Consider the following 20,168-nt stretch of genomic DNA (forward strand, 5'->3'; position numbering starts at 1 on the left):
AATAAAGGAGACTGAACTTATGGTTACTACATATCTTTTATTTATCGTTGCCTACTTGCTTGGCTCGATTCCATTTGCACTAGTTGTTGGAAAAATTGGCTACGGAATCGATATTCGTGAGCACGGGAGCGGTAATCTAGGCGGAACAAACACATTCCGTACATTAGGGAAAAAAGCAGGTTTTACCGTTACAATTGCTGACATTTTAAAAGGGACATTAGCAACAAGTCTACCAATGATTTTCGGATTAGATATTCATCCACTATGGTTCGGGTTAGCGGCTGTTCTTGGACATGTCTATCCAATCTTCGCGAAATTCCGCGGTGGTAAAGCAGTTGCAACTTCTGCTGGGGTGCTATTATGCTATTCACCAGTTGTTTTTGCAATATTGGCTGTTGTATTTTTCACCCTTTTATTTACAACAAGATACGTATCACTTTCTTCTATGGTAACAGCAGTTGTTGCTGTTATTGCATCCATTGTTAGCGGGGATAAAATCTTCATTATTGCGATGTGTTTATTAGCAGGTATGGTTATTTATAAACACCGTGCAAATATCGGACGAATTATAAATAAAACTGAACCAAAAGCAAACTTTTCAAAAAAGCAAAAATAAGATCGTAACCCACATAACGCAAAAAGAAAACGTGAAGCATATTAATAGCGTCTTTTTGCGTTATTTTTTATACTAAAGAAAAAGCAACATAACTTGGAGGAACTATACATGAATCTTTCCGTAACAAAAGAAGCAGCACAATGGTATAAAAATGAATTAAACTTACAATCAAATGAAACACTACGCTTTTTCGTACAATACGGTGGTTGCAGTACTGTGCAAAAAGGACTTTCTTTAGGTATTCGTAAAGATGATCCTGCACATCCTGCTGTTCAAATTCAAGAAGAAGGTATTAACTTCTTTATTGAAGGCGATGATGAATGGTTCTTCGATGGACATAATTTATCTGTTACACTTAACGAAGGTGACGACTTCCCACAATTTAATTATGAAAAATAAAAAAACGTGGCTTCTGCCACGCTTTTTTATTTTTTCTTAATTTCCTCATATTTCGCATACCACTCAGGATATAACTTTTTAAATGATACAGGGCGGAACCCTTCTTTTTTCGCACAAATATTCGTCGTACTTGCAGTAATACAAAGATCACCATCACCATTATATATTTCATATCCATATACAACGCGAAGTGGGCTCACAGTATCTACCCATGTTTTTACGATTGCCTTTTCTCCATAACGCATCGCTTTACGATATGAAATTTGTAAATCTAACACAGGAGAAATAATTCCTTCTTTCTCCATTTCAACATATGAAAAACCTAAATCTTGTATAAGTTTCGTGCGACCTAACTCAAGCCACACTAAGTAGTTTGAATGGTAAACAACACCCATTTGATCTGTTTCCGCATAACGGATTTCAACTTCATGTTCTGCTACAAACATATGTATTCGCCTTCTTTCACTTCTGCTACCTTGCATACATTTAATCATAATACAGTAACATCAAAAATAAAATAAAAACAGTGAATCTTTTACTGAAAGGAGCCAGCATATGATTCAAATTGTAACTGTTCGTAGTGGTGATAGCGTATATAGCTTGGCATCAAAATATGGATCAACACCTGACGAAATAGTAAAAGACAATGGACTAAATCCAGCTGAAACGCTCGTTGTTGGTCAGGCACTTATCGTTAATACGAAAGGGAATAATTATTATGTACAGCCGGGTGATAGCCTGTATCGAATTTCTCAAACATACAATGTCCCTCTCGCTAGTTTAGCTAAAGTTAATAATTTATCTTTAAAATCCATTCTCCATGTCGGACAACAATTATATGTACCGAAAGGAACAAAACGAGCTGTAGAATCCATCGCTTATTTGCAACCTTCCACTATACCGATTAAAGAGAGTTTAGTTAATGCTACACGTGCCATCAATCCATTCTTAACATACTTAGCTTATTTTAGTTTTGAGGCAAAAAGAGATGGAACATTAAAAGAACCCACTGAAACAGCTAAAATCGCCAATATTGCAACGCAAGGTAAAACGATTCCTATGCTCGTTATTACAAATATTGAAAATGGTAATTTCAGTGCCGATCTAACATCGGTTATTTTACGCGACGCAACGATTCAAAACAAATTTATTACAAACATTTTGCAAACAGCTGAAAAATATGGCATGCGAGACATTCATTTCGATTTCGAGAGTGTAGCACCTGAAGACCGCGAAGCGTATAATCGCTTTTTACGAAATGTAAAAACACGCTTACCTAGCGGGTACACATTGAGCACAACTCTCGTACCGAAAACAAGTTCAAATCAAAAAGGAAAGTTTTTTGAAGCTCATGATTATAAAGCACAAGGACAAATTGTTGATTTCGTCGTCATTATGACATACGACTGGGGTTGGCAAGGCGGGCCACCGATGGCGATTTCTCCTATCGGTCCTGTAAAAGAAGTACTTCAATACGCAAAATCTCAAATGCCTCCACAAAAAATTATGATGGGGCAAAATTTATACGGATTTGATTGGAAACTACCGTTCAAACAAGGAAATCCCCCCGCAAAAGCAATTAGCTCTGTCGCAGCTGTTGCACTAGCTCGTAAATATAATGTTCCTATTCGCTATGATTTCACAGCCCAAGCTCCTCATTTTAATTATTTTGATGAAAACGGCGTGCAACACGAAGTTTGGTTTGAAGATTCACGGTCTATTCAAAGTAAATTTAATTTAATGAAAGAACAAGGTATAGGTGGTATTAGCTACTGGAAAATCGGTTTACCATTCCCGCAAAATTGGCGTTTACTCGTTGAAAATTTTACGATTACGAAAAAGGGCTGACAAAAGTCAGCCCTTTTTGTACATTTTGTTAAGATTCATCTTTGATTTCACTTTTTAATGAGTCAATACTTTCTAAACGTCTTTGATTTTTTGCTTCAATAGCAGCACGATCTTTTTCATTAGAAAGTTCCGCTGTTTCTTTTGCTTCATTAAAGTTATCAACTGTATTTTGCACCATTTCTTGTAACTTTTCAGCGTTGTCACTTCGATTATCTGGATTTGGCATGTACTTCCCTCCTAATATTGTATATACACACCATCTTAAATTACCTATCTTTCCTCAAATTTATACATAAAAAAGGAGAATGTAATATTCTCCTTTTCTTTAACCATTATCAACAATCGGTTGTTTACCTGTTTGATCTTGCATTTGCTTTCCTTTATTTCCACCAGCTTTTTTCGATTGTGTTCCAATATGATTTGGTGCAAAGTCTTTTGAATTTTTTTTCGGATTACCCATTACTATCGCCTCCTTAACACTAGTATCGTACTAGTGTTAAGAATTATTCAGCTTGCTTAAAAAGTTTCATTTCATAACGTTTTTCAATGCGCTCTTCAATGCGATCAATTGCATCACGATCGCTTAATAATTGTTGTTTATTTTCATTTACAAGTTCTTCAAACGATTTACGGCGACTTCTTCTCATGTTGTTCACCCTCTCTCCTTCGCTTTCTTATTACATAGTATGAGCAAACGAAAAACTCTTTAATCAGATTTGTAAGAAAATTTTATGTTTTAGTACTGCTATAAAAACTCCGTGTACAATATATTGCACACGGAGTTTTTATACCATAACGTTTAAATACTCTTTCAACTTTTCATCTGCATTCATTTCATTTTCTTTATAATCATGAAGCGCCTGTAATACAAAATCATACTGTTCTAAAATATAACTTTCTAATTTCATAACATCCTCTAAGCTATTAAGCATAATTCTCGTATTACCAACTTCACTTTTTAACGCTGGTTCGCATTTTAAGCTTGTACATATTTCTTTCACATCATCTTCTAATATCTCTGTTAATACATATTTTTTTCGCCCTTTTACCTTGAATCTCATAACTGGATAAAAAGCTTTTATATCTAAATAACTTCCTACGTTCATACAACGTAGCCATTCTACATTACGTTTATTACGTGCAAGCATTTCTTTCACCGCTTTGTATACTACGATTTCATCAAGTGAGACCTTATTTACTTTTCTCTGTCCTTCTTCTTCAATAGCTGCACACTTTTGATAAACAGCAGCACACGTAATGCAATCATCAAATGCATTATGAGAACTTAAACGAATGCCAAGCATTCGCTTTAACGTTTCAAGTTTATGATTAGGCGCATGCTTCATGTATTTCTTCGCTAAAAATACAGTATCAATTACTTTATTTTTAGGTTCAGGTAGCCCTAGCATATTTACATTACTTTTCAAAAAGCGCATATCAAAAGAAGCATTATGGGCCACAATAACATTTGTATGTAAAAATGCTAAAAATAAAGGTAATACTTCTTCAATCGTCGGTGCATCTAAAACACGATAATTGGTAATACCGGTTAAACTCGTTATTCGGTCCGGAATTAGCCGCTCTGGATTCACGTATGAAACAAATTGATCTACCAGTTCATGATTACGATATTTCACCGCTGCAACTTGAATAATTTTATCATTATAAGGGTTAAATCCTGTTGTTTCAAAATCAATTACAACATAATCTAACGGTAAGGATACATTCCCCACTCCATACACTCCTTTATCTCTAAGCGTTTATATTTCTTACATCATATCATGAAGTTATTACTACTTGAAAAAGAAAAGGCAGAAATGGGAACTCTCCACCTCTACCTTTTCACCATTATTTTAATTTAGCAACCCTTTTCTCCATCTCTTTTTGCGTCATCGGCCCAATAAACTTATCTTGAATGACACCTTTTGTATCTATAAAATACGAAGTTGGAATCGTAATTACTTTATACGCTGTTGTCACATCAATGTTCTTGTCCAATAAAATAGGAAAAGTAATTCCTTTTTCTTTAGCAAAATTGCTTACCTTTTCTTCCCCCCCACCTTTTTCTGAAGGCGTATAGTTGATTGCTAAAATTTCTACGTTTTCTTTATGTTGTTTATAGAAAGCCTCCATATCAGGCATTTCTTGCTGACATGGTCCACACCACGTAGCCCAAAAGTTTAAAATTACTTTCTTTCCTTTTAAATCCGATAACTTTACATTCGTCCCATCTAACTTCGTTAATTCAAAGTCTGGCGCACTCTTCCCTATTTCAATACCATTCCTTGCGATAATCTCTTTCATCGCAGCTTCACTTTTTTCTTGCTCCCCCTGTACCACCTGCTCTTTTTTACCAAACTGTTCATAAGCAGCATATCCCGCTAAACAAAGTAACACTACAATAATCGTAAGCTTCCGCCACATTTTATATCACCCTAACGTATTTATCTTCTTATAACTTAATTACTCAAATACTATATACCTTATTTTAGCTTATACGGACAAGCTTGGAAATATTCTGAGTCTAAATAATTAGAATATTCTTATTTAAAGTGCAATCTTTTCCTTTTTATCATATAATTAGAAAAATAGATGAAGTGTTGTTTATCTTCTTATGGGCCCATTCACCTTTTTACTTTCGTAGTTATATAAACTTCAACAAAAGGGGGATTTTTTATGAATTCATTCGAAAAAATAACATTATATATTCTTAGTTTTCTTTTATACCCAATCGGTATTATTACATGGATCATTTCACTCTTTAGTAACGATCTTGAAAAGAAGAAAGTAGGGCGTATTTGTCTTTACATCTCTCTAGTCTCATTCGTCCTTTTCTTAATCCTTGGAATTGCAACTTTCCTTATGACTGCTACTTTTAACGTAGATCTAAATCATTCAGAATCTATCCAATATCAAATAAATGATGTTGAATAAAGATAAGGGCACTGCTCTTATCTTTATTCACATTTCTTTCAAAATGAATGACTATTTATTAATTTTTCAGGACTTGCACATGCAATAATACTTCCTTCTCTCATTATGACAACACGATCCGCTAGTATCACTTTCTCTACATCATGTGTTGCCACAATTCTCGTTACATCTCTTCCTAGTCCTTCAATCATATTCCAAACAGTTTCTTGATTACTCGGATCTAACCCCGCAGTCGGTTCATCTAAAATAATAAGATTTGGATTTGAACCAATTGCTCGTAATAATGCAAGACGTTTTCTTTCGCCTCCTGAAAACTCTTCACCGCTTTTATGTAGCACAGTTTGACTCCCTTCAGGTAACCCTCTAATAATCGGCGTTGCATTTATAAGTTCACTATTTTTTTCTAACTGATTTTCTAAACCCTCTTCCCCGAAATACATATTCTCTGTTACCGTCGTTCGGAAAAAACGTGGTTCTTGCCACACTGTAGTCATTCGAGCCTTTTGACCATAATAAACAACACTACCGTTAGATGGTTTATACAAACCTGTCATTAATTTTAAAAGCGTTGTTTTTCCTGCACCACTTTCTCCGACAATGATAACGAATTCACCAGGATTAATTTGCAAATCAATATTATTAATTCTACATTTCTCTTCTTCACTCTCCTGAAATGAAACATTTGTTATTATCATCCCCATCGCTCTTTCTACATTACTATCTGCCACTCTTTTATCTAAAAAGGAAAAAACTCTATTTGCCGAAGCGACTGCAACTTGTGTCATCATTAATAAATCGCCCACGTAACGGACTGGGAAAAAGAGCATTTCAATTGTAGCTAACACTGCAACAAGTGAACCAACTTCCATTTCCCCTTTCATTATTTTTTGTGCACCTACAATGAGAACAACGATATATGCTCCTGTTTCAATCACTGTTTCAACTACTCCAATGCAATGTTGCATCATCGTCTTCTTTACTTCCGATTTATAAGATTGTGCCGTTACTCCTTTAAATAAGCGAATGGCCCATTTTTCTTTTTGTAAACTACGTAAATCTTGTATCCCCTTTACAAACTGTGACACCATCTCTACAACACTCGATTGATTTTTTTGAGCAATGCTTGCAATACCCCTTACCTTTCCTCCCATCAGTATTGGAACAATTGCACTTAAAAATAAAAACGGAGTTACCCACAATATAAACTGTATATCTATATGTTGTAGTGCTATGAAAGCTCCAATAAATTGGGCAATAGCGTGTATATACTCTATTAATATAGAGCCATATAATCTGACCCAGTTCGGAATATCAGATACGACCAAAGTTTCTAACTCCCCTTGCTTAATCTTCTCACTCTCTTCAAACGGTAATGAGAAATAGTGACGCAATAATTCTATACGTTTCGTTTGTAATATACGTTGACTCGCTTTTGAGCTTATATAATCAAATAAAAGATTGTTCGTCCACATTAAAAAGCGAATACCCGCAAACAAAGCTATATATAAATACGCACCTTTTAGCTCCCTTTGAATAAGATTGTCTACAATTAATCCCATGAAAATTGGGCGTGATAAATTTAAAATGGCAGCAATTATCCCACTACATACAGCTGCCATTACTAATATTTTCTCTTTTCGTAACGGCAACAATATTCTTTTATATTCTTTCATGACGTTCCCTCCACTTTTCGTAGTAAAAAGAAAGGGATGAAACCATATGGTTTCATCCCTTTCCATAAAATAAGGAAGCTAACTATTGTTAGCTCCCTTATTTTTCATTTCAATTATTTAGTTTGACACTTTTGACTCTTCGATTTTCTCACGAAGAACCATTTGCAGAATACCACCGTGGCGGTAGTAGTCAATTTCTACTTCACTATCGAAACGAGCTACTACTTCAAATTGTTTTTCGTTGCCATCTAAATCAGTTGCAACTACTTTTACAAGATCGCGCGGTCTAACTGTTTTGTCGATTTGAATTTCAAATGACTCGTTACCAACAAGACCTAACGTTTCAGCACTTTCGCCATCTTTAAATTGAAGTGGTAGTACACCCATTAATACTAAGTTACTGCGGTGAATACGTTCGAAGCTTTCTGCGATTACTGCTTTAATACCTAATAAGTTAGTACCTTTCGCAGCCCAGTCACGAGAACTTCCCATACCGTAATCTTTACCAGCAACAACTAGAAGACCTGTTCCATCTTCTTTATATTTCATAGCAGCATCATAGATAGATGTTACTTCACCAGTTGGCCAATATGTTGTATATCCACCTTCTGTTCCTGGTGCGATTTGGTTTTTAATACGGATGTTTGCAAATGTACCACGCATCATAACTTCATGGTTACCACGACGAGAACCGTAAGAGTTAAAGTCAACTGGTTGTACGCCGTTTTCTAATAAGTAGCGTCCAGCTGGTGTGTGCTTACCAATTGAACCTGCTGGTGAAATGTGATCTGTCGTTACAGAATCACCAAATTTACCAACTATGCGTAAACCTGATAACGTTTCAACTTCACCTGGCTCTTTAGATAAACCTTCAAAGAATGGCGGGTTTTGAATGTATGTTGAATCATTATCCCAAGTATATAAAGCTTCGTTTGAAGTTTGGATTTCATTCCAACGCTCATTGCTGTTAAATACTTGTGCATATTCTTTCTTGAACAGTTCAGATGTAACAACACTTTGAACTACATCTTCAATTTCTTTAGCTGATGGCCAAATATCGTTGAAGTAAACAGCATTGCCATTTGCATCTTTACCAATTTCATCATTTTTCAGGTCAATATCAACAGTACCTGCAAGTGCATATGCCACAACAAGTGGTGGTGATGCTAAGTAGTTTGCTTTTACAAGAGGATGAATACGACCTTCAAAGTTACGGTTACCAGATAAAACAGATGTTACTAGTAAGTCGTTTGCTGCGATTGATTCTTCTAATTCTGGCGCTAATGGACCAGAGTTACCGATACAAGTCGTACAGCCGTAACCAACTGTTTGGAAACCTAATTGGTCTAAATATGTTGTTAAACCTGATTTATCTAAATACTCAGTAACAACTTTAGATCCTGGTGCTAATGATGTTTTTACGTACTCAGGTACTACAAGTCCTTTTTCAATTGCTTTCTTCGCAACTAGACCTGCCCCAATTAATACGTATGGATTTGATGTATTTGTACAGCTTGTAATTGCAGCGATTGCAATTGCACCTGTTTTCATCGTTACTTCTTTATCTTCTAATGTAACCTTCACTTCTTTATCGAACTCTTGCTCATTAAATCCAAGTCCTTGTGTTCCAACTGGTGCTAAAACAGCTTTGTGGAACGCATCTTTCATATCTGAAAGTGGAATTAAATCTTGTGGGCGTTTCGGTCCAGAAAGGTTAGATTCGATTGTATTTAAATCAATTTCAACAAGATCAGTGTAGATTGGATCTTTACTGTCTGCTGTATAGAATAAACCGTTCGCTTTACAGTATTCTTCAACAATACGAATTTGCTCTTCATCTCTACCTGTTAAACGTAAGTATTCTAATGAAATATCATCGATTGGGAAGAATCCACAAGTTGCGCCGTATTCTGGTGCCATATTTGAAATTGTTGCACGGTCAGCTAAAGGCATGCTCTTTAGTCCATTACCGAAGAACTCAACAAATTTACCAACTACACCTTTTTGACGTAATACTTGTGTTACTTTTAATGCAACGTCTGTTGCTGTAGTACCACTTGGAAGTGTGCCAGTTAATTTCACACCGATTACTTCAGGTACTGGGAAGTATGAAGGCTGTCCAAGCATTCCTGCTTCTGCTTCAATACCACCAACGCCCCATCCAAGAACGCCGATACCGTTAATCATTGTTGTATGTGAGTCTGTTCCAACTAATGAATCTGGGTATGCAACTAAGTCACCTTCAGCATTTTTCACAGCATGAACAACTGGTGCTAAATATTCAAGGTTTACTTGGTGTACAATGCCTGTAGCTGGTGGAACCGCACGGTAGTTATCAAATGATTTTTGTGCCCAGCTTAAAAATTTATAACGTTCTTCATTACGTTTAAACTCTAAGTCCATGTTGAATGCAAGCGCGTCTGCCGTACCCGCTCTATCAACCTGTACAGAGTGATCAATTACAAGGTCTACAGTAATTTCAGGATTAATTTTGTCAGGATCCCCACCCATGTCTGCCATTGCTTTACGAAGCGAAGCCAAATCAACAACAGCTGGAACACCAGTGAAATCTTGTAAAATTACACGAGATGGTTTAAATGGAACATCGATATCTTGCACATCTTTCGTTCCCCATTTCGCTAAATTTGTAACATGCTCTTCTGTGATTACACGTCCGTCTACTTGACGAAGTACTGATTCAAGTAAAACTTTCACGGAATATGGTAATTGAGATACGTTGCCAACCCCTGCATTTTCAAGCGCTTTCAAATCATAATAATGATACGTTTTTCCATCTACTTCAAAAGTTGCACGTGATTGAAATGGATTATGTTTGACCATTATGTTTCCCCCCTGTTAAACGTGACTAAGTTGTCTGAATATAAAATGTAGACAAACTTTTCAATACCTTACGATAATATCTTATTACAACTTTCTAAATAAGTAAATAATAAGAAACTTATAGATTATCATAAGTTTTCTTTATGTTTCTAAATTTGAATAGCTTTCATGCTCCTTATGAATACTATTATCATAAAGTAAAGTGCTCTATCAGCGGTTTACTTACAGTTCATACATACTATGAACTGCTCATCATTCAACATACAAAAAATGTTATAGAGGTGAAATAAAATGGGTAAAAGAAAAGCAAATCATACTATTTCAGGAATGAATGCTGCATCTGCACAAGGACAAGGAACTGGTTACAATGAAGAATTTGCAAACGAGCCTTTAACTCCAGCAGAGCGACAAAATAATAAGAAACGTAAAAAGAACCAGTAAAGAAAAATCCCAAAAGGTCTATTTTCCTTTTGGGATTTCTTCTAATGTTTATAACGTAGTAATTCCGAAACCGTTACAAATCGATAGCCCTGTTTTTTCAGCTCAGGTAAAATTTTTGCTAGCGCTGCTACCGTTTGACTACGATCATTCCCTCCATCATGTAACAATACAATATCGCCACTTTTAGCATTTTTCACTACATGATTTACAATGGATTCAACCCCTGGATTTGCCCAATCACGCGGGTCTTGATGCCACGACCATAGAACGGTTTGATAGCCAGCCTCTTTCGCTGTTTTAAATACAGCATCGTTAATATATCCGCCAGGAGGACGGAATAGCAAAGGTTCTTTCACCCATTTTTCAAAAAATTTCTTTCCATCTAAAATATCATTTTCTAATTTTTCATCTGACGAATTACTTGCATACAAATGATTCATCGTATGATTTCCAATTTCATGTCCCTCTTTTAACACTTGCTTCACTAAATATGGATTACGCTGAACTCGAAATCCAATCATAAAAAATGTCGCTTCCGCCTTATATTGACGTAATAAATCTAAAACTTGTGGTGTATACGTTGGATCTGGCCCATCATCAAATGTAATTGCAATAATTTTTTCATTATTAGGTACTTCCCATGTTACATAACCAGTTGGTTCTAACTCTTTTCTGAGCAACATTTTCGCTTCCACTTTTTCCACTTGAAATATATGTACTGCACATAGCAAAGAAAAAACTAATAGAAAAATTTTCTGTTTTAGCATAACGTTCACTAAAGCAACAAGGTTGTCGAATAAACAACAACCTCATTTACTTTTCTAATTGATCTACATTTCGCATTATATTTTGGAGATTATTTTCATATTGCTCAAGTTGTGGACGTTGTGTTTCTGAAGCTACCTCTAGTGCATTTTGAATTTGTTCATATGCTTCCTGGACCTCTTGGCGTAACTCTTTTAAATCATGACCGTAGTTAGGGTCATTTTTCACAATATTATTAAATGCATTTTCTGCTTGTGTAACTCCTTGCTGTGCCGCTTGAAAGGCTTGTTGCTTATCTTTATGATATGGCATTATATAATCCCCTTTCTATAATTGTTAGTCCCCTTTATCTTTACCTTTTTTTCTAAAAACATTCTCGTATAAAATCGTCAACTTCTCTCATTCTAAAAAGAAAGAGGAGGTGTCATATACAATGGGTAAAAACAACCGTGAATCAAAAGAAAAACAAGGACAACCTGAGCCATTAAGCGGATCTCATAAAGTAAAAAACCGTAACCATTCACGCCAAAAAAAACATTCACATCATGATATGTAATAAAAACATTCACATACCGTGCACATTCAACATAAAATGTTTGTATTTCATCATTTATTCTTCACCTCTGTTTCATTCATGCATAACATGATATGAATTGATATTTTACGGAGGGTGTCTTACATGGGCAAGAAAAAGAAGAATTGTCTTTTTCATGTTGATGGTTTCGAAGAATGGATGGATCAATTTTGTTCCGATTCTTATAGTAACTTTAGCTTTCCAAATCAAATTCACATCGACCTTTGCGAAACCGAAGAAGAATATATTTTGGAAACAGATGTACAAAATATCACGGAACAAAATGTACTCATTAAAAAGTTAGAGACAGGCCTAGCTATATGCATACTTCATAAAAACATTTCCTTACAACGAACAATCCCTTTACCTACTACTATCATTTATAAAAAGATGCTAGCCTGCTTAGAAAACGGATTTTTAGCCATTCATATTTCCAAAAATGAAGTTGCTGATAAGCATGAAAAAAAAGTTCTTTTTTCAAATTAAGAGTTAATATAATTCAAACTAAGCCCCAGTTGGTTACTGGGGCTTATGTTATTTCGCATGCATTTCTATATTAGAATTTCTATCATATCTTTTTTTCGATAAACCTTTTGTAACTAAAAGCACAGGAAATGCCACAGTTGAAAATATAGCTAGTGCTGAAAATACTGCAAACCCATTTTGGTACCCGTAGTAATCGAGAAGTACTCCTCCGAACCACGGACCTATTACTGCTCCAATTCCCGAAAAGCCCATCGCACCGAAGTATGTTCCTTTTAGATGCGCAACAGCAATATCATCAATAAATACATCCGTCATTGAAAACATTAAGACTTCTCCAATTGTAAAAATAATTGTACAAACGGCAGCACCTAGCATAGATTCTACTATTCCAAAGCCAAATAATCCTCCGCTCACAAATAAAGTCCCAACCATAATTGATGTTAACGGTGTATACTTTTTGCACATTTGAATAACAGGGTATTGGATAATCACTACAACAATTGCATTTAAAGCGAGCATGTATGAGAATAGCTTCACCCCATCCTCAAATATATGTGCATTTGCAAAATATTGAGATACTGTCGTCGTTAAATGTGAAAAACCGCAATTACTCAAAATAATACCGACTAAAGCAACTAAAAATACTATATCTTTTCGCAATATACGTATTGCATTTAGCATTGTAACAGGTTTTTCTGTACTCACTTTCTTTTTTTCCATTGGATACTTCTTAAATTGGAACGCTAATATAGCTGTATATAGAATATATACCCCAGCTGCTACTAAAAAAGGAATTGTTGATTTTGCACTTCCAATCTGTAATCCAACAATTGGTCCAATTGCAACTCCAACATTTATTGCACCGTATCGTAAGTTATAGACGAGTAACCGATACTCAGGCTTTGTTAAATCTGATAATAATGCTCTTGATGTTGGCTCAAAAAACGACCTACATAATCCATTTAAAGCGTTTAATAAAAAGAAACTTAAAACATGATTCGCAAGTGAAAAACCTATAAACACAAAAATCCAAACGATCATGGACCAGAGCATAATCGTTTTCCGGCCAAATCGATCTGATAAATTCCCTCCGATAAAACTAGCAAAAACACCAACAAGTGCACTCGTTCCGATAATAGCACCAGTCATTCCAGCTGATACACCTTTAACAGTCGTTAAATAAATCGCTAAAAAAGGGATACTCATTGAAGTTGCAAACCTAGCAAATAATGTCCCTAAAATAATACTCATTCCAAGCGGATGAATATGCTGTAACTTCCCCTTCATCGTTAAACCTACTCTCTCTATTTTCACAAAAAAAAGAAAGCAAAGGATCTGCTTTCTTTTCCTTTTTCTATACTTGAGCTGTTGATACCCGAGTTGTTCTCGTTATGTCCATATCAATTCCATATGTGAACTGTAATTCTTTACACACATCTTTAATTAAGATTGCGACATTATACTTTTCATTAAATTGTAAAACTATGTTTTCTACTTCTTCATATGTATACTTATATTCCCCTGTAATGACACTTTTTAGATCAAAGCATTCGTTAATACAAAGTTGTACAAGTAGCTGGTCATATTTCTCTATTACATCTTCTTTCTTCCAAAGTAACTCTTTTACATATAATCGATCAAACTTCACACTTTCTCGATTACAATCCGTTAAAATCCGGGTCATTTCGTTTAATTCTCGATATAATTCGGAAATATTTCTACTTAAACTAAGCAGTTTATCTACGCCGTTTTCATATAACATATTTATTCCACCCCCGCATTTTCTTTCCCTTATTATAGCAAGAAAATTCTAAAAATAGTTTCTTTCTTCTGAAATATTAGGAAACTAATTTCAATTGCATTACAATGAAACTAGTTAATGCGAGAGGAGAAAGAAAATTGGAGCACAAATTATATTACACTGACGCTTATAAGCAAGACTTTACTACTAAAATTATAAAGCAAGATTATGATAAAGACGGTAACTTATACGTTGTTTTGAATGAAACAGCATTTTATCCGACAGGTGGCGGACAACCATATGATACTGGTACATTAAATGATATCAATGTAATCAATGTAGAAGAGATAAACGGAGAAATTCGTCACTACATTGCAGAACAATTACATACAGAAGACGTAGAAGGTAAAATCAATTGGGAGCGCCGTTTTGATCATATGCAACAACATGCAGCTCAGCACATTTTATCTGCTGCTTTTTGGGACCATTTTAACATGCCTACAATTGGATTCCATCTTGGTAAAGAAACAGTAACAATTGATTTAGAAACAGAAAATCTTCATGCAGAAACGGTTGAAAAAGCAATACAAATTGCAAACAAAATTGTTTTTGAAAACCATCCAATCCGCATCCAGTGGATGAACTTAGAAGAAGCGAAAACGTTGCCCCTTCGTAAAGAACCGACTATGACAGAAAATATACGGGTTGTTATTATCGAAAACTTTGACTACAACGGCTGTGGTGGAACGCATCCGAAACGAACTGGTGAAGTTGGTCCTATTCAAGTACTAGGATGGGAGCGCAATAAAGGTGGTATACGCTTAACGTTTATCGCTGGTTGGCGTACACTTAAATTAATGGGACAACAGCAACAAATTATGAAAGATGTTTCTAAACAATTAAACAGTAGCGAAACTGATATTCCAGCAAAAGTGGCGCAACTGCTTACTTCTCAAAAAGAAAACGAAAAAGCAATACAAACAATGAATGAAAAATTATTATTTGCAGAGGCAAATGAACTACTTCTACAGCCTATAAAAATTCATGCTGACATACTTATTTCTAAAGTATTTACAAATCGTTCTATGCAAGAAATCGCAAAGCTTTCCGCTATTATTACAGAACAACAAGAGCATGCAATTACGTATTTCGTCATCGAAAATGATGACAAACTACAATGTATTCTCGCTTGCGGAAAATCAGTATCACTCGATATGAATGCTCTTTTAAAAGACGCTCTTCCTACAATCGAAGGAAAAGGTGGCGGAAATAAGAAGAGTGCTCGCGGTGGCGGGAAAGCAATTATGAGCGGAGATGAATTTTTAAATCAGCTTGTTTCTTCTTTACAGTCGGCGGTGTAAAGCATTTTTAGTAAGGATAGCTAACAGCTATCCTTACTCTATACTTACAAACCAATATTTTGTTTCAATCCTTGGTAACTCCCTGCATTTGAAAAACCTTCACTTATAAGAGTTATAAAAGTTTCCGAAAAACCATAATGACTTAAATCTTTAATCGGCACCATTTGCACATCATGAATTGGATTATGATCAAATTCATTAGAGGGTAACATAATTTCCCCTGTAAGCTTTTCAAGTAGAAATGTAATATGTAATAAAGATGGACTGGCATCCGGTTTATCACAAACATAGAGTAGCTTCTTAATTTTAACTTCTAATCCCGTTTCTTCTCTCATTTCTCTAATCATCGCCTCTTCTAACATTTCACCATTCTCCACTCTTCCTCCAGGTAAAGACCAATTCCTATTAGCAACTTTTTGCTTTACTAGCAATAATTTTTCACCTTCAATTAAAATTCCCGTAACACGAACTTGCATTATATTTTCCATATGTAATCTCCTCTTCCCATTATATTTACAAATTAACCCTTCCATAAAAAGAACATACGTTTTATAATTGAAGAAAACTATGGAAGAAAGTAGTTGTTACATTCATGCGTCCACCTTTAACAAAGTCTATATCACTTGAAGATTTCCAAAACTATTATTGGTTAAAAGCAGAACTCCAAACATTTTGTCGTGAGAATGGGTTGCCAGCTAGTGGCTCTAAGATCGAAATAACCGAGCGTATCTCACATTATTTAACTACTGGTAAAATATTAAAAAACAGCTCTGTTCAAAAGGTGAGTAAAGCTTCCCTATCCTATAAAGACCTTTCTCTTCAAACGATTATTACTAACAATCACCGCTGTAGCGAAGATGTTCGTGCTTTTTTCAAAGAAAAAATCGGAGCAAACTTCCGCTTTACAGTAGCTCTTCAAAAGTTTTTTAAAGAGAATGTTGGAAAAACATATGAAGACGCGGTAGCTTTTTGGCATGAAGAAAACAAACGAAAAAAAGACCCTACATACAAAACAACTATCGGTGCACAATTTGAATACAATCGCTTTACTCGTGACTTTTTCGAAGATCCAAATAATAAAGAGAAAGCAAAAGCTGATGCGATTGCTGCTTGGAACGAAATGAAAGCGAAGCCTGGTAGTAATGTTTATGTTCCTCAAAAAGTAGAAAACTAGTTACCTCGCTAGTCTTCTACTTTCTCAAATAATAGCGCAATCCCTATCCCGCCTCCAATTCCTAATGTAGCAATTCCATATTTCATAGACTCTCTTTGTGCCTGATAAAACAAACGTGTTACAAGCATAGCACCAGATGCACCGTACGGATGACCGAGCGCAATTGCTCCACCATTTACATTTACTTTTTCGTACGGAATTTGTAACTCTTTTGCGCAAGCAACAACTTTTGAGGCGAATGCTTCATTTATTTCAAAATAATCGATGTCCTCTACTTTTACATTCATTTCGTTTAATAATTTGTTCACCGCAAATATCGGACCAGTCCCTGGAAGCTTGGGATCCACTCCCACTACAGCACTACGAACGAAACGAAGGACAGGTTTATAACCTAACTTTCGGGCTTGTCCCTCTTCCATTACAAGAACAGCACATGCCCCATCATTTACACCACATGAATTACCTGCCGTCACTGTTCCATTTTGTAAAAATGCGGGCTTTGTTCTTTTAATGATTCGTTCATAATTCATTTCTGGCTTTATAGATTCATCTAATAATCCATTAAAAGAGAATATTTCATCATGTATATATCCTTTTTCTAACGCTTGCAGTGTCCGCTTATAACTAAGACAAGCATACTCGTCTTGCATTTCTCTCGTTATATTATAACGCTCCGCAACATATTCAGCCGCTACTCCCATGTCAGGATCACCAATTGTTTCAGGTGAAAATCGTGCTCTTTTTTGAAAAGCTGACGTACTTGTACTCTCTACTCCCCCGGCGATATAACACTTACCTGCCCCGCCTTGAATGAGATGACACGCAGTTCGAATTGCTTCTAAACCAGCACCACATTGCCGATCAATCGTTACACCAGGAATATGATAGCCAAGTCCTGCCTCTAAAGCAGATAATCTTGCAACATTCCCTCCTGGCCCAACAACATTCCCTAATATAACATCGTCTATCTCTCTCTTAATTCCTTTACTTAAAAACGTAAGAAGCGGCGTTGCTAATTGCTGAACTTCATACTCTTTTAACATCCCATTCTTCTTACCGATAGGTGTTCTTTTCGCCTCTACAATAACTGCCTTATTCATATGTTTTCTCCCGATTTTCAACCATACTTTTCGCTTCCATACGAGCGATTTTCCCACTATTTGTATAAGGTATTCCATCTACAAAATGCCATTCTTTCGGTATTTTAAAAGAGGATAATCTCTGTAAGCAAAAACTCTTTAATTGTTGTTTCGTAGCACTTCCTTTTACAATCGCGACGGGCTTTTCACCCCAGTAACTATCTTTCACACCAATTACAACTATTTCATCAACAGCTGGGTGTTCATGTAATACACTTTCTATTTCTTCTGGATAAATATTGATTCCTCCAAATAAAATCATATTCTTCTCTCTACCAACAATATATATAAAGCCTTCTTCATCTTCATAGCCTACATCTCGCACTGTCATCCAGCCTTCTGCATTCAACTCCCGTGTTAAAACCCCATCTATTATGTATCCCATAAAAAACTGATCACTTTTCACATAAACAGTTCCTATTTCACCTTTTTGTACTTCTTCGCCTGCTTCATTACATATTCGAACTTGCACATTATGACAAGGTTTTCCTACTGAATTTGGCCTTCTTTCGCTTTCTGCATCGACTAGTGCTGTTACAAAACTTAACTCTGATGCACCATAAAATTCATATCTTTTCGCATAAGGAAATATATTCTTTATTTTTTCTTTCGCTTCAGGTTCCCATTTCGCTCCTGACGAAATAATTTTCACTTTATTTTCTATTAATCTACTTTCTTTATATAAAGATTCAAGCATTGTCGGAACTGTATACATAACTGATATATTTTCAGTTTCTAACTTATCTAATACTTGATTTGGAAAGAACTTTCTCATAATGTGCACTGTTTGTCCTACATATAATGCACTTATTGCCCCGTATAAGAAAAGAGAATGAACGAGCGTCCCAGCTATTAAAATTGAATCCTCCCTTTTCATATGAAAGTCATGTACATTACAATCAAAACTATGAACCCACGATTGTTGTGCACGTAAAAATGCTTTTGCTGTTCCTGTTGATCCTGATGTAAATCCCATATAAAAAGGAGCATGTTGTACACTTTCTACAGTGGAATATGTAGGAAGATATTTCTCTATCATTCTTTTCCACTCATCAATTTCAATTACTCTTCCTTCTTCATCCAATAGATCATTCACCTTATATCGTTCTGTCACAATCATATCCGGATTACTAATTTCAATTCTTTCTCTGAGCTCATCTTGTTTCCACTTTATATCTAACGGAACACAAACCCACCCGGCCATAGCGGCACCAGAAAATAGTTGTAAAAACTCTATACGATTTTCTAATAGGATTGCTATTGTTTTATTCTTTGATTCTGTTGCGTGCAACCAGTTTGCTACTTTACAAACTGATTCGAACCACTCTTTATATGTTAAAACTCTATCATTTTCCTTTATCGCTATTTTATTTGGTTGTAAAGAGGCTTGCTTTTTATATTCTTTTGTAACACCCATATGAGACATCCTTTCTTTACAAAAATAATAAAAAGAAACACGCAATGTACGTGTTTCTTCCCTTTATCATCCCGCATTTGTATATTTTCCATTCTTTAAAGCGGGTGTAATAATATGTTTCAATGAACGATGTAATTTTGTTACGAGAACTGCCGCAATAATTGCTTTTATACAATCCCCTGGTAAAAACACAGCACTCACTTTCATTGTCTCCCATACAGAAACATTCATTAAAAACGCTTGTACAGTAATACCCAATACATAAACTACGAAAATACCACCAATTATATTAATACATAATACTTTTATAATAGAAACTTCACGTAAACGCTCAATTAAATAACCAATAACAAACGCTCCAATGATGTAACCAAGTAAATATCCTGCACTTGGCCCAACAAATACACCAAGGCCACCGCGTCCACCAGCAAGTAATGGTGCTCCAACTCCTACAACAAGTAAGAAAATAAGCTGACTTAACGCACCTAGACGTGATCCTAACAACCCACCCGCAAGCATAACACCGAGTGATTGCAATGTAATTGGAACTGGTGTAATAGAAAGAGCAATCGGAGGTATTAACCCTAACACTCCCATAATAGAACTAAATAAAGCGACGAAAACTAAGTTTTTTGTATTCATATTTGCTTCTCCTATTTGTAAACTTAAAATTCATTTTAGATAACATATCACAAAAATTATATTATCTTTCCACTCCTCTTTTGTCAACCGTTAATGTATTAGAGTTTACAAATAGAA

The 20,168-nt window shown here is 35.4% G+C and carries 25 protein-coding genes; 9 read left to right on the plus strand and 16 right to left on the minus strand.

What is annotated here, in order from left to right:
- Positions 1-19: 19 nt before the first annotated feature.
- Together plsY and ACTJJY_RS17255 are read left to right on the plus strand one after the other, a co-directional pair.
- The gene (gene plsY / locus ACTJJY_RS17250) at positions 20-616 is read left to right on the plus strand and encodes a glycerol-3-phosphate 1-O-acyltransferase PlsY (protein ID WP_000258974.1); all 597 of its coding nucleotides are present in this window, start codon (positions 20-22) and stop codon (positions 614-616) included.
- A gap of 108 nt (positions 617-724) precedes the next feature.
- A complete protein-coding gene (locus tag ACTJJY_RS17255) occupies positions 725-1,015 on the plus strand; it encodes a HesB/YadR/YfhF family protein (RefSeq protein ID WP_001054453.1) in 291 nt (96 codons plus the stop codon).
- 26 nt (positions 1,016-1,041) lie between these two features.
- Here ACTJJY_RS17255 and ACTJJY_RS17260 read toward each other — a convergent pair whose 3' ends face one another.
- Positions 1,042-1,461 carry an acyl-CoA thioesterase gene (locus ACTJJY_RS17260; protein WP_000495808.1) on the minus strand — a complete coding sequence of 140 codons (420 nt, stop codon included), beginning with the start codon at positions 1,459-1,461 and terminating at the stop codon, positions 1,042-1,044.
- Between the two features lie 109 nt (positions 1,462-1,570).
- Here ACTJJY_RS17260 and ACTJJY_RS17265 point away from each other — a divergent pair, with 109 nt between their 5' ends.
- Positions 1,571-2,863 carry a glycosyl hydrolase family 18 protein gene (locus ACTJJY_RS17265; RefSeq protein WP_153581159.1) on the plus strand — a complete coding sequence of 431 codons (1,293 nt, stop codon included), beginning with the start codon at positions 1,571-1,573 and terminating at the stop codon, positions 2,861-2,863.
- Between the two features lie 28 nt (positions 2,864-2,891).
- On the opposite strand, the gene tlp is transcribed toward ACTJJY_RS17265, so the two are convergent.
- The 5 genes from tlp to ACTJJY_RS17290 form a co-directional block, all read right to left on the minus strand.
- Positions 2,892-3,089: a small acid-soluble spore protein Tlp gene (tlp, locus tag ACTJJY_RS17270; protein ID WP_001133511.1), complete on the minus strand. Its 198-nt coding sequence runs from the start codon at positions 3,087-3,089 to the stop codon at positions 2,892-2,894.
- Positions 3,090-3,188: 99 nt separating this feature from the next.
- Positions 3,189-3,323 carry an acid-soluble spore protein SspN gene (gene sspN, locus ACTJJY_RS17275; protein ID WP_000527987.1) on the minus strand — a complete coding sequence of 45 codons (135 nt, stop codon included), beginning with the start codon at positions 3,321-3,323 and terminating at the stop codon, positions 3,189-3,191.
- Between the two features lie 43 nt (positions 3,324-3,366).
- Entirely contained in the window at positions 3,367-3,510 is a 144-nt protein-coding gene (locus ACTJJY_RS17280; protein WP_001254699.1) for an FbpB family small basic protein, read from the minus strand.
- 138 nt (positions 3,511-3,648) lie between these two features.
- Positions 3,649-4,596 carry a 3'-5' exonuclease gene (locus tag ACTJJY_RS17285; protein WP_440606106.1) on the minus strand — a complete coding sequence of 316 codons (948 nt, stop codon included), beginning with the start codon at positions 4,594-4,596 and terminating at the stop codon, positions 3,649-3,651.
- Between the two features lie 115 nt (positions 4,597-4,711).
- Positions 4,712-5,287 (minus strand): TlpA family protein disulfide reductase, encoded by a 576-nt coding sequence (locus ACTJJY_RS17290; RefSeq protein WP_440606107.1) that lies wholly within the window; start codon positions 5,285-5,287, stop codon positions 4,712-4,714.
- Between the two features lie 252 nt (positions 5,288-5,539).
- Here ACTJJY_RS17290 and ACTJJY_RS17295 point away from each other — a divergent pair, with 252 nt between their 5' ends.
- Positions 5,540-5,797, plus strand: coding sequence for a hypothetical protein (locus tag ACTJJY_RS17295; RefSeq protein WP_001083876.1), 258 nt, complete (start codon positions 5,540-5,542; stop codon positions 5,795-5,797).
- Positions 5,798-5,835: 38 nt separating this feature from the next.
- On the opposite strand, the gene ACTJJY_RS17300 is transcribed toward ACTJJY_RS17295, so the two are convergent.
- Together ACTJJY_RS17300 and acnA are read right to left on the minus strand one after the other, a co-directional pair.
- A complete protein-coding gene (locus ACTJJY_RS17300) occupies positions 5,836-7,470 on the minus strand; it encodes an ABC transporter ATP-binding protein (RefSeq protein ID WP_440606108.1) in 1,635 nt (544 codons plus the stop codon).
- Between the two features lie 117 nt (positions 7,471-7,587).
- Positions 7,588-10,311, minus strand: a complete 2,724-nt coding sequence (gene acnA / locus ACTJJY_RS17305; RefSeq protein WP_000238552.1) for an aconitate hydratase AcnA — start codon at positions 10,309-10,311, stop codon at positions 7,588-7,590.
- 291 nt (positions 10,312-10,602) lie between these two features.
- Between acnA and sspO the strand changes: the two genes are divergently transcribed.
- Positions 10,603-10,752, plus strand: a complete 150-nt coding sequence (sspO, locus tag ACTJJY_RS17310; RefSeq protein WP_000518057.1) for an acid-soluble spore protein SspO — start codon at positions 10,603-10,605, stop codon at positions 10,750-10,752.
- Between the two features lie 41 nt (positions 10,753-10,793).
- On the opposite strand, the gene pdaB is transcribed toward sspO, so the two are convergent.
- Together pdaB and ACTJJY_RS17320 are read right to left on the minus strand one after the other, a co-directional pair.
- Positions 10,794-11,519 (minus strand): polysaccharide deacetylase family sporulation protein PdaB, encoded by a 726-nt coding sequence (pdaB, locus tag ACTJJY_RS17315; protein ID WP_061665781.1) that lies wholly within the window; start codon positions 11,517-11,519, stop codon positions 10,794-10,796.
- 46 nt (positions 11,520-11,565) lie between these two features.
- Entirely contained in the window at positions 11,566-11,829 is a 264-nt protein-coding gene (locus ACTJJY_RS17320) for a hypothetical protein (protein ID WP_001146295.1), read from the minus strand.
- Between the two features lie 121 nt (positions 11,830-11,950).
- Here ACTJJY_RS17320 and ACTJJY_RS17325 point away from each other — a divergent pair, with 121 nt between their 5' ends.
- Together ACTJJY_RS17325 and ACTJJY_RS17330 are read left to right on the plus strand one after the other, a co-directional pair.
- Positions 11,951-12,073 carry a small acid-soluble spore protein P gene (locus ACTJJY_RS17325; protein ID WP_000517654.1) on the plus strand — a complete coding sequence of 41 codons (123 nt, stop codon included), beginning with the start codon at positions 11,951-11,953 and terminating at the stop codon, positions 12,071-12,073.
- Positions 12,074-12,196: 123 nt separating this feature from the next.
- The gene (locus ACTJJY_RS17330; protein WP_440606109.1) at positions 12,197-12,577 is read left to right on the plus strand and encodes an Hsp20/alpha crystallin family protein; all 381 of its coding nucleotides are present in this window, start codon (positions 12,197-12,199) and stop codon (positions 12,575-12,577) included.
- A 48-nt stretch (positions 12,578-12,625) separates the two neighbouring features.
- Here the strand turns inward: ACTJJY_RS17330 and ACTJJY_RS17335 are convergent, their stop codons facing one another.
- Together ACTJJY_RS17335 and ACTJJY_RS17340 are read right to left on the minus strand one after the other, a co-directional pair.
- Complete coding sequence (locus ACTJJY_RS17335; RefSeq protein ID WP_440606204.1) at positions 12,626-13,864, minus strand: MDR family MFS transporter; 1,239 nt, start codon at positions 13,862-13,864, stop codon at positions 12,626-12,628.
- 67 nt (positions 13,865-13,931) lie between these two features.
- Positions 13,932-14,339 carry a hypothetical protein gene (locus ACTJJY_RS17340; RefSeq protein ID WP_000965149.1) on the minus strand — a complete coding sequence of 136 codons (408 nt, stop codon included), beginning with the start codon at positions 14,337-14,339 and terminating at the stop codon, positions 13,932-13,934.
- 137 nt (positions 14,340-14,476) lie between these two features.
- On the opposite strand from ACTJJY_RS17340, the gene ACTJJY_RS17345 reads away from it, so the two are divergent.
- Positions 14,477-15,679 carry a serine-tRNA(Ala) deacylase AlaX gene (locus tag ACTJJY_RS17345; RefSeq protein WP_000400374.1) on the plus strand — a complete coding sequence of 401 codons (1,203 nt, stop codon included), beginning with the start codon at positions 14,477-14,479 and terminating at the stop codon, positions 15,677-15,679.
- Positions 15,680-15,723: 44 nt separating this feature from the next.
- Here the strand turns inward: ACTJJY_RS17345 and ACTJJY_RS17350 are convergent, their stop codons facing one another.
- Positions 15,724-16,167 carry an NUDIX hydrolase gene (locus tag ACTJJY_RS17350; RefSeq protein WP_440606110.1) on the minus strand — a complete coding sequence of 148 codons (444 nt, stop codon included), beginning with the start codon at positions 16,165-16,167 and terminating at the stop codon, positions 15,724-15,726.
- A 104-nt stretch (positions 16,168-16,271) separates the two neighbouring features.
- Between ACTJJY_RS17350 and ACTJJY_RS17355 the strand changes: the two genes are divergently transcribed.
- Positions 16,272-16,853, plus strand: a complete 582-nt coding sequence (locus ACTJJY_RS17355; RefSeq protein ID WP_440606111.1) for a DUF6434 domain-containing protein — start codon at positions 16,272-16,274, stop codon at positions 16,851-16,853.
- 8 nt (positions 16,854-16,861) lie between these two features.
- On the opposite strand, the gene ACTJJY_RS17360 is transcribed toward ACTJJY_RS17355, so the two are convergent.
- The 3 genes from ACTJJY_RS17360 to ACTJJY_RS17370 all read right to left on the minus strand — a co-directional run bounded on the left by ACTJJY_RS17360 (position 16,862) and on the right by ACTJJY_RS17370 (position 20,051).
- Complete coding sequence (locus ACTJJY_RS17360; RefSeq protein WP_440606112.1) at positions 16,862-17,953, minus strand: acetyl-CoA C-acyltransferase; 1,092 nt, start codon at positions 17,951-17,953, stop codon at positions 16,862-16,864.
- Positions 17,946-19,409 carry an acyl-CoA synthetase gene (locus ACTJJY_RS17365; protein WP_440606113.1) on the minus strand — a complete coding sequence of 488 codons (1,464 nt, stop codon included), beginning with the start codon at positions 19,407-19,409 and terminating at the stop codon, positions 17,946-17,948. Before ACTJJY_RS17365 ends, ACTJJY_RS17360 begins: the two co-directional genes overlap by 8 nt.
- Positions 19,410-19,475: 66 nt before the next feature.
- Positions 19,476-20,051 carry a biotin transporter BioY gene (locus ACTJJY_RS17370; RefSeq protein ID WP_440606114.1) on the minus strand — a complete coding sequence of 192 codons (576 nt, stop codon included), beginning with the start codon at positions 20,049-20,051 and terminating at the stop codon, positions 19,476-19,478.
- Positions 20,052-20,168 lie beyond the last annotated feature (117 nt).

Source organism: Bacillus sp. 22475 (genome assembly GCF_052044835.1).
GTDB classification, from domain to species: Bacteria; Bacillota; Bacilli; order Bacillales; family Bacillaceae_G; genus Bacillus_A; species Bacillus_A cereus.

What these genes read in the sequence shown, in the direction of transcription:
- plsY (WP_000258974.1), top strand. Translation starts at nt 20, where the DNA reads ATGGTTACTACATATCTTTTATTTATCGTTGCCTACTTGCTTGGCTCG.
- ACTJJY_RS17255 (WP_001054453.1), top strand. Translation starts at nt 725, where the DNA reads ATGAATCTTTCCGTAACAAAAGAAGCAGCACAATGGTATAAAAATGAA.
- ACTJJY_RS17260 (WP_000495808.1), bottom strand. Translation starts at nt 1,461, where the DNA reads ATGTTTGTAGCAGAACATGAAGTTGAAATCCGTTATGCGGAAACAGAT.
- ACTJJY_RS17265 (WP_153581159.1), top strand. Translation starts at nt 1,571, where the DNA reads ATGATTCAAATTGTAACTGTTCGTAGTGGTGATAGCGTATATAGCTTG.
- tlp (WP_001133511.1), bottom strand. Translation starts at nt 3,089, where the DNA reads ATGCCAAATCCAGATAATCGAAGTGACAACGCTGAAAAGTTACAAGAA.
- sspN (WP_000527987.1), bottom strand. Translation starts at nt 3,323, where the DNA reads ATGGGTAATCCGAAAAAAAATTCAAAAGACTTTGCACCAAATCATATT.
- ACTJJY_RS17280 (WP_001254699.1), bottom strand. Translation starts at nt 3,510, where the DNA reads ATGAGAAGAAGTCGCCGTAAATCGTTTGAAGAACTTGTAAATGAAAAT.
- ACTJJY_RS17290 (WP_440606107.1), bottom strand. Translation starts at nt 5,287, where the DNA reads ATGTGGCGGAAGCTTACGATTATTGTAGTGTTACTTTGTTTAGCGGGA.
- ACTJJY_RS17295 (WP_001083876.1), top strand. Translation starts at nt 5,540, where the DNA reads ATGAATTCATTCGAAAAAATAACATTATATATTCTTAGTTTTCTTTTA.
- ACTJJY_RS17300 (WP_440606108.1), bottom strand. Translation starts at nt 7,470, where the DNA reads ATGAAAGAATATAAAAGAATATTGTTGCCGTTACGAAAAGAGAAAATA.
- acnA (WP_000238552.1), bottom strand. Translation starts at nt 10,311, where the DNA reads ATGGTCAAACATAATCCATTTCAATCACGTGCAACTTTTGAAGTAGAT.
- sspO (WP_000518057.1), top strand. Translation starts at nt 10,603, where the DNA reads ATGGGTAAAAGAAAAGCAAATCATACTATTTCAGGAATGAATGCTGCA.
- pdaB (WP_061665781.1), bottom strand. Translation starts at nt 11,519, where the DNA reads ATGCTAAAACAGAAAATTTTTCTATTAGTTTTTTCTTTGCTATGTGCA.
- ACTJJY_RS17320 (WP_001146295.1), bottom strand. Translation starts at nt 11,829, where the DNA reads ATGCCATATCATAAAGATAAGCAACAAGCCTTTCAAGCGGCACAGCAA.
- ACTJJY_RS17325 (WP_000517654.1), top strand. Translation starts at nt 11,951, where the DNA reads ATGGGTAAAAACAACCGTGAATCAAAAGAAAAACAAGGACAACCTGAG.
- ACTJJY_RS17330 (WP_440606109.1), top strand. Translation starts at nt 12,197, where the DNA reads ATGGGCAAGAAAAAGAAGAATTGTCTTTTTCATGTTGATGGTTTCGAA.
- ACTJJY_RS17335 (WP_440606204.1), bottom strand. Translation starts at nt 13,864, where the DNA reads ATGAAGGGGAAGTTACAGCATATTCATCCGCTTGGAATGAGTATTATT.
- ACTJJY_RS17340 (WP_000965149.1), bottom strand. Translation starts at nt 14,339, where the DNA reads ATGTTATATGAAAACGGCGTAGATAAACTGCTTAGTTTAAGTAGAAAT.
- ACTJJY_RS17350 (WP_440606110.1), bottom strand. Translation starts at nt 16,167, where the DNA reads ATGGAAAATATAATGCAAGTTCGTGTTACGGGAATTTTAATTGAAGGT.
- ACTJJY_RS17355 (WP_440606111.1), top strand. Translation starts at nt 16,272, where the DNA reads ATGCGTCCACCTTTAACAAAGTCTATATCACTTGAAGATTTCCAAAAC.
- ACTJJY_RS17360 (WP_440606112.1), bottom strand. Translation starts at nt 17,953, where the DNA reads ATGAATAAGGCAGTTATTGTAGAGGCGAAAAGAACACCTATCGGTAAG.
- ACTJJY_RS17365 (WP_440606113.1), bottom strand. Translation starts at nt 19,409, where the DNA reads ATGGGTGTTACAAAAGAATATAAAAAGCAAGCCTCTTTACAACCAAAT.
- ACTJJY_RS17370 (WP_440606114.1), bottom strand. Translation starts at nt 20,051, where the DNA reads ATGAATACAAAAAACTTAGTTTTCGTCGCTTTATTTAGTTCTATTATG.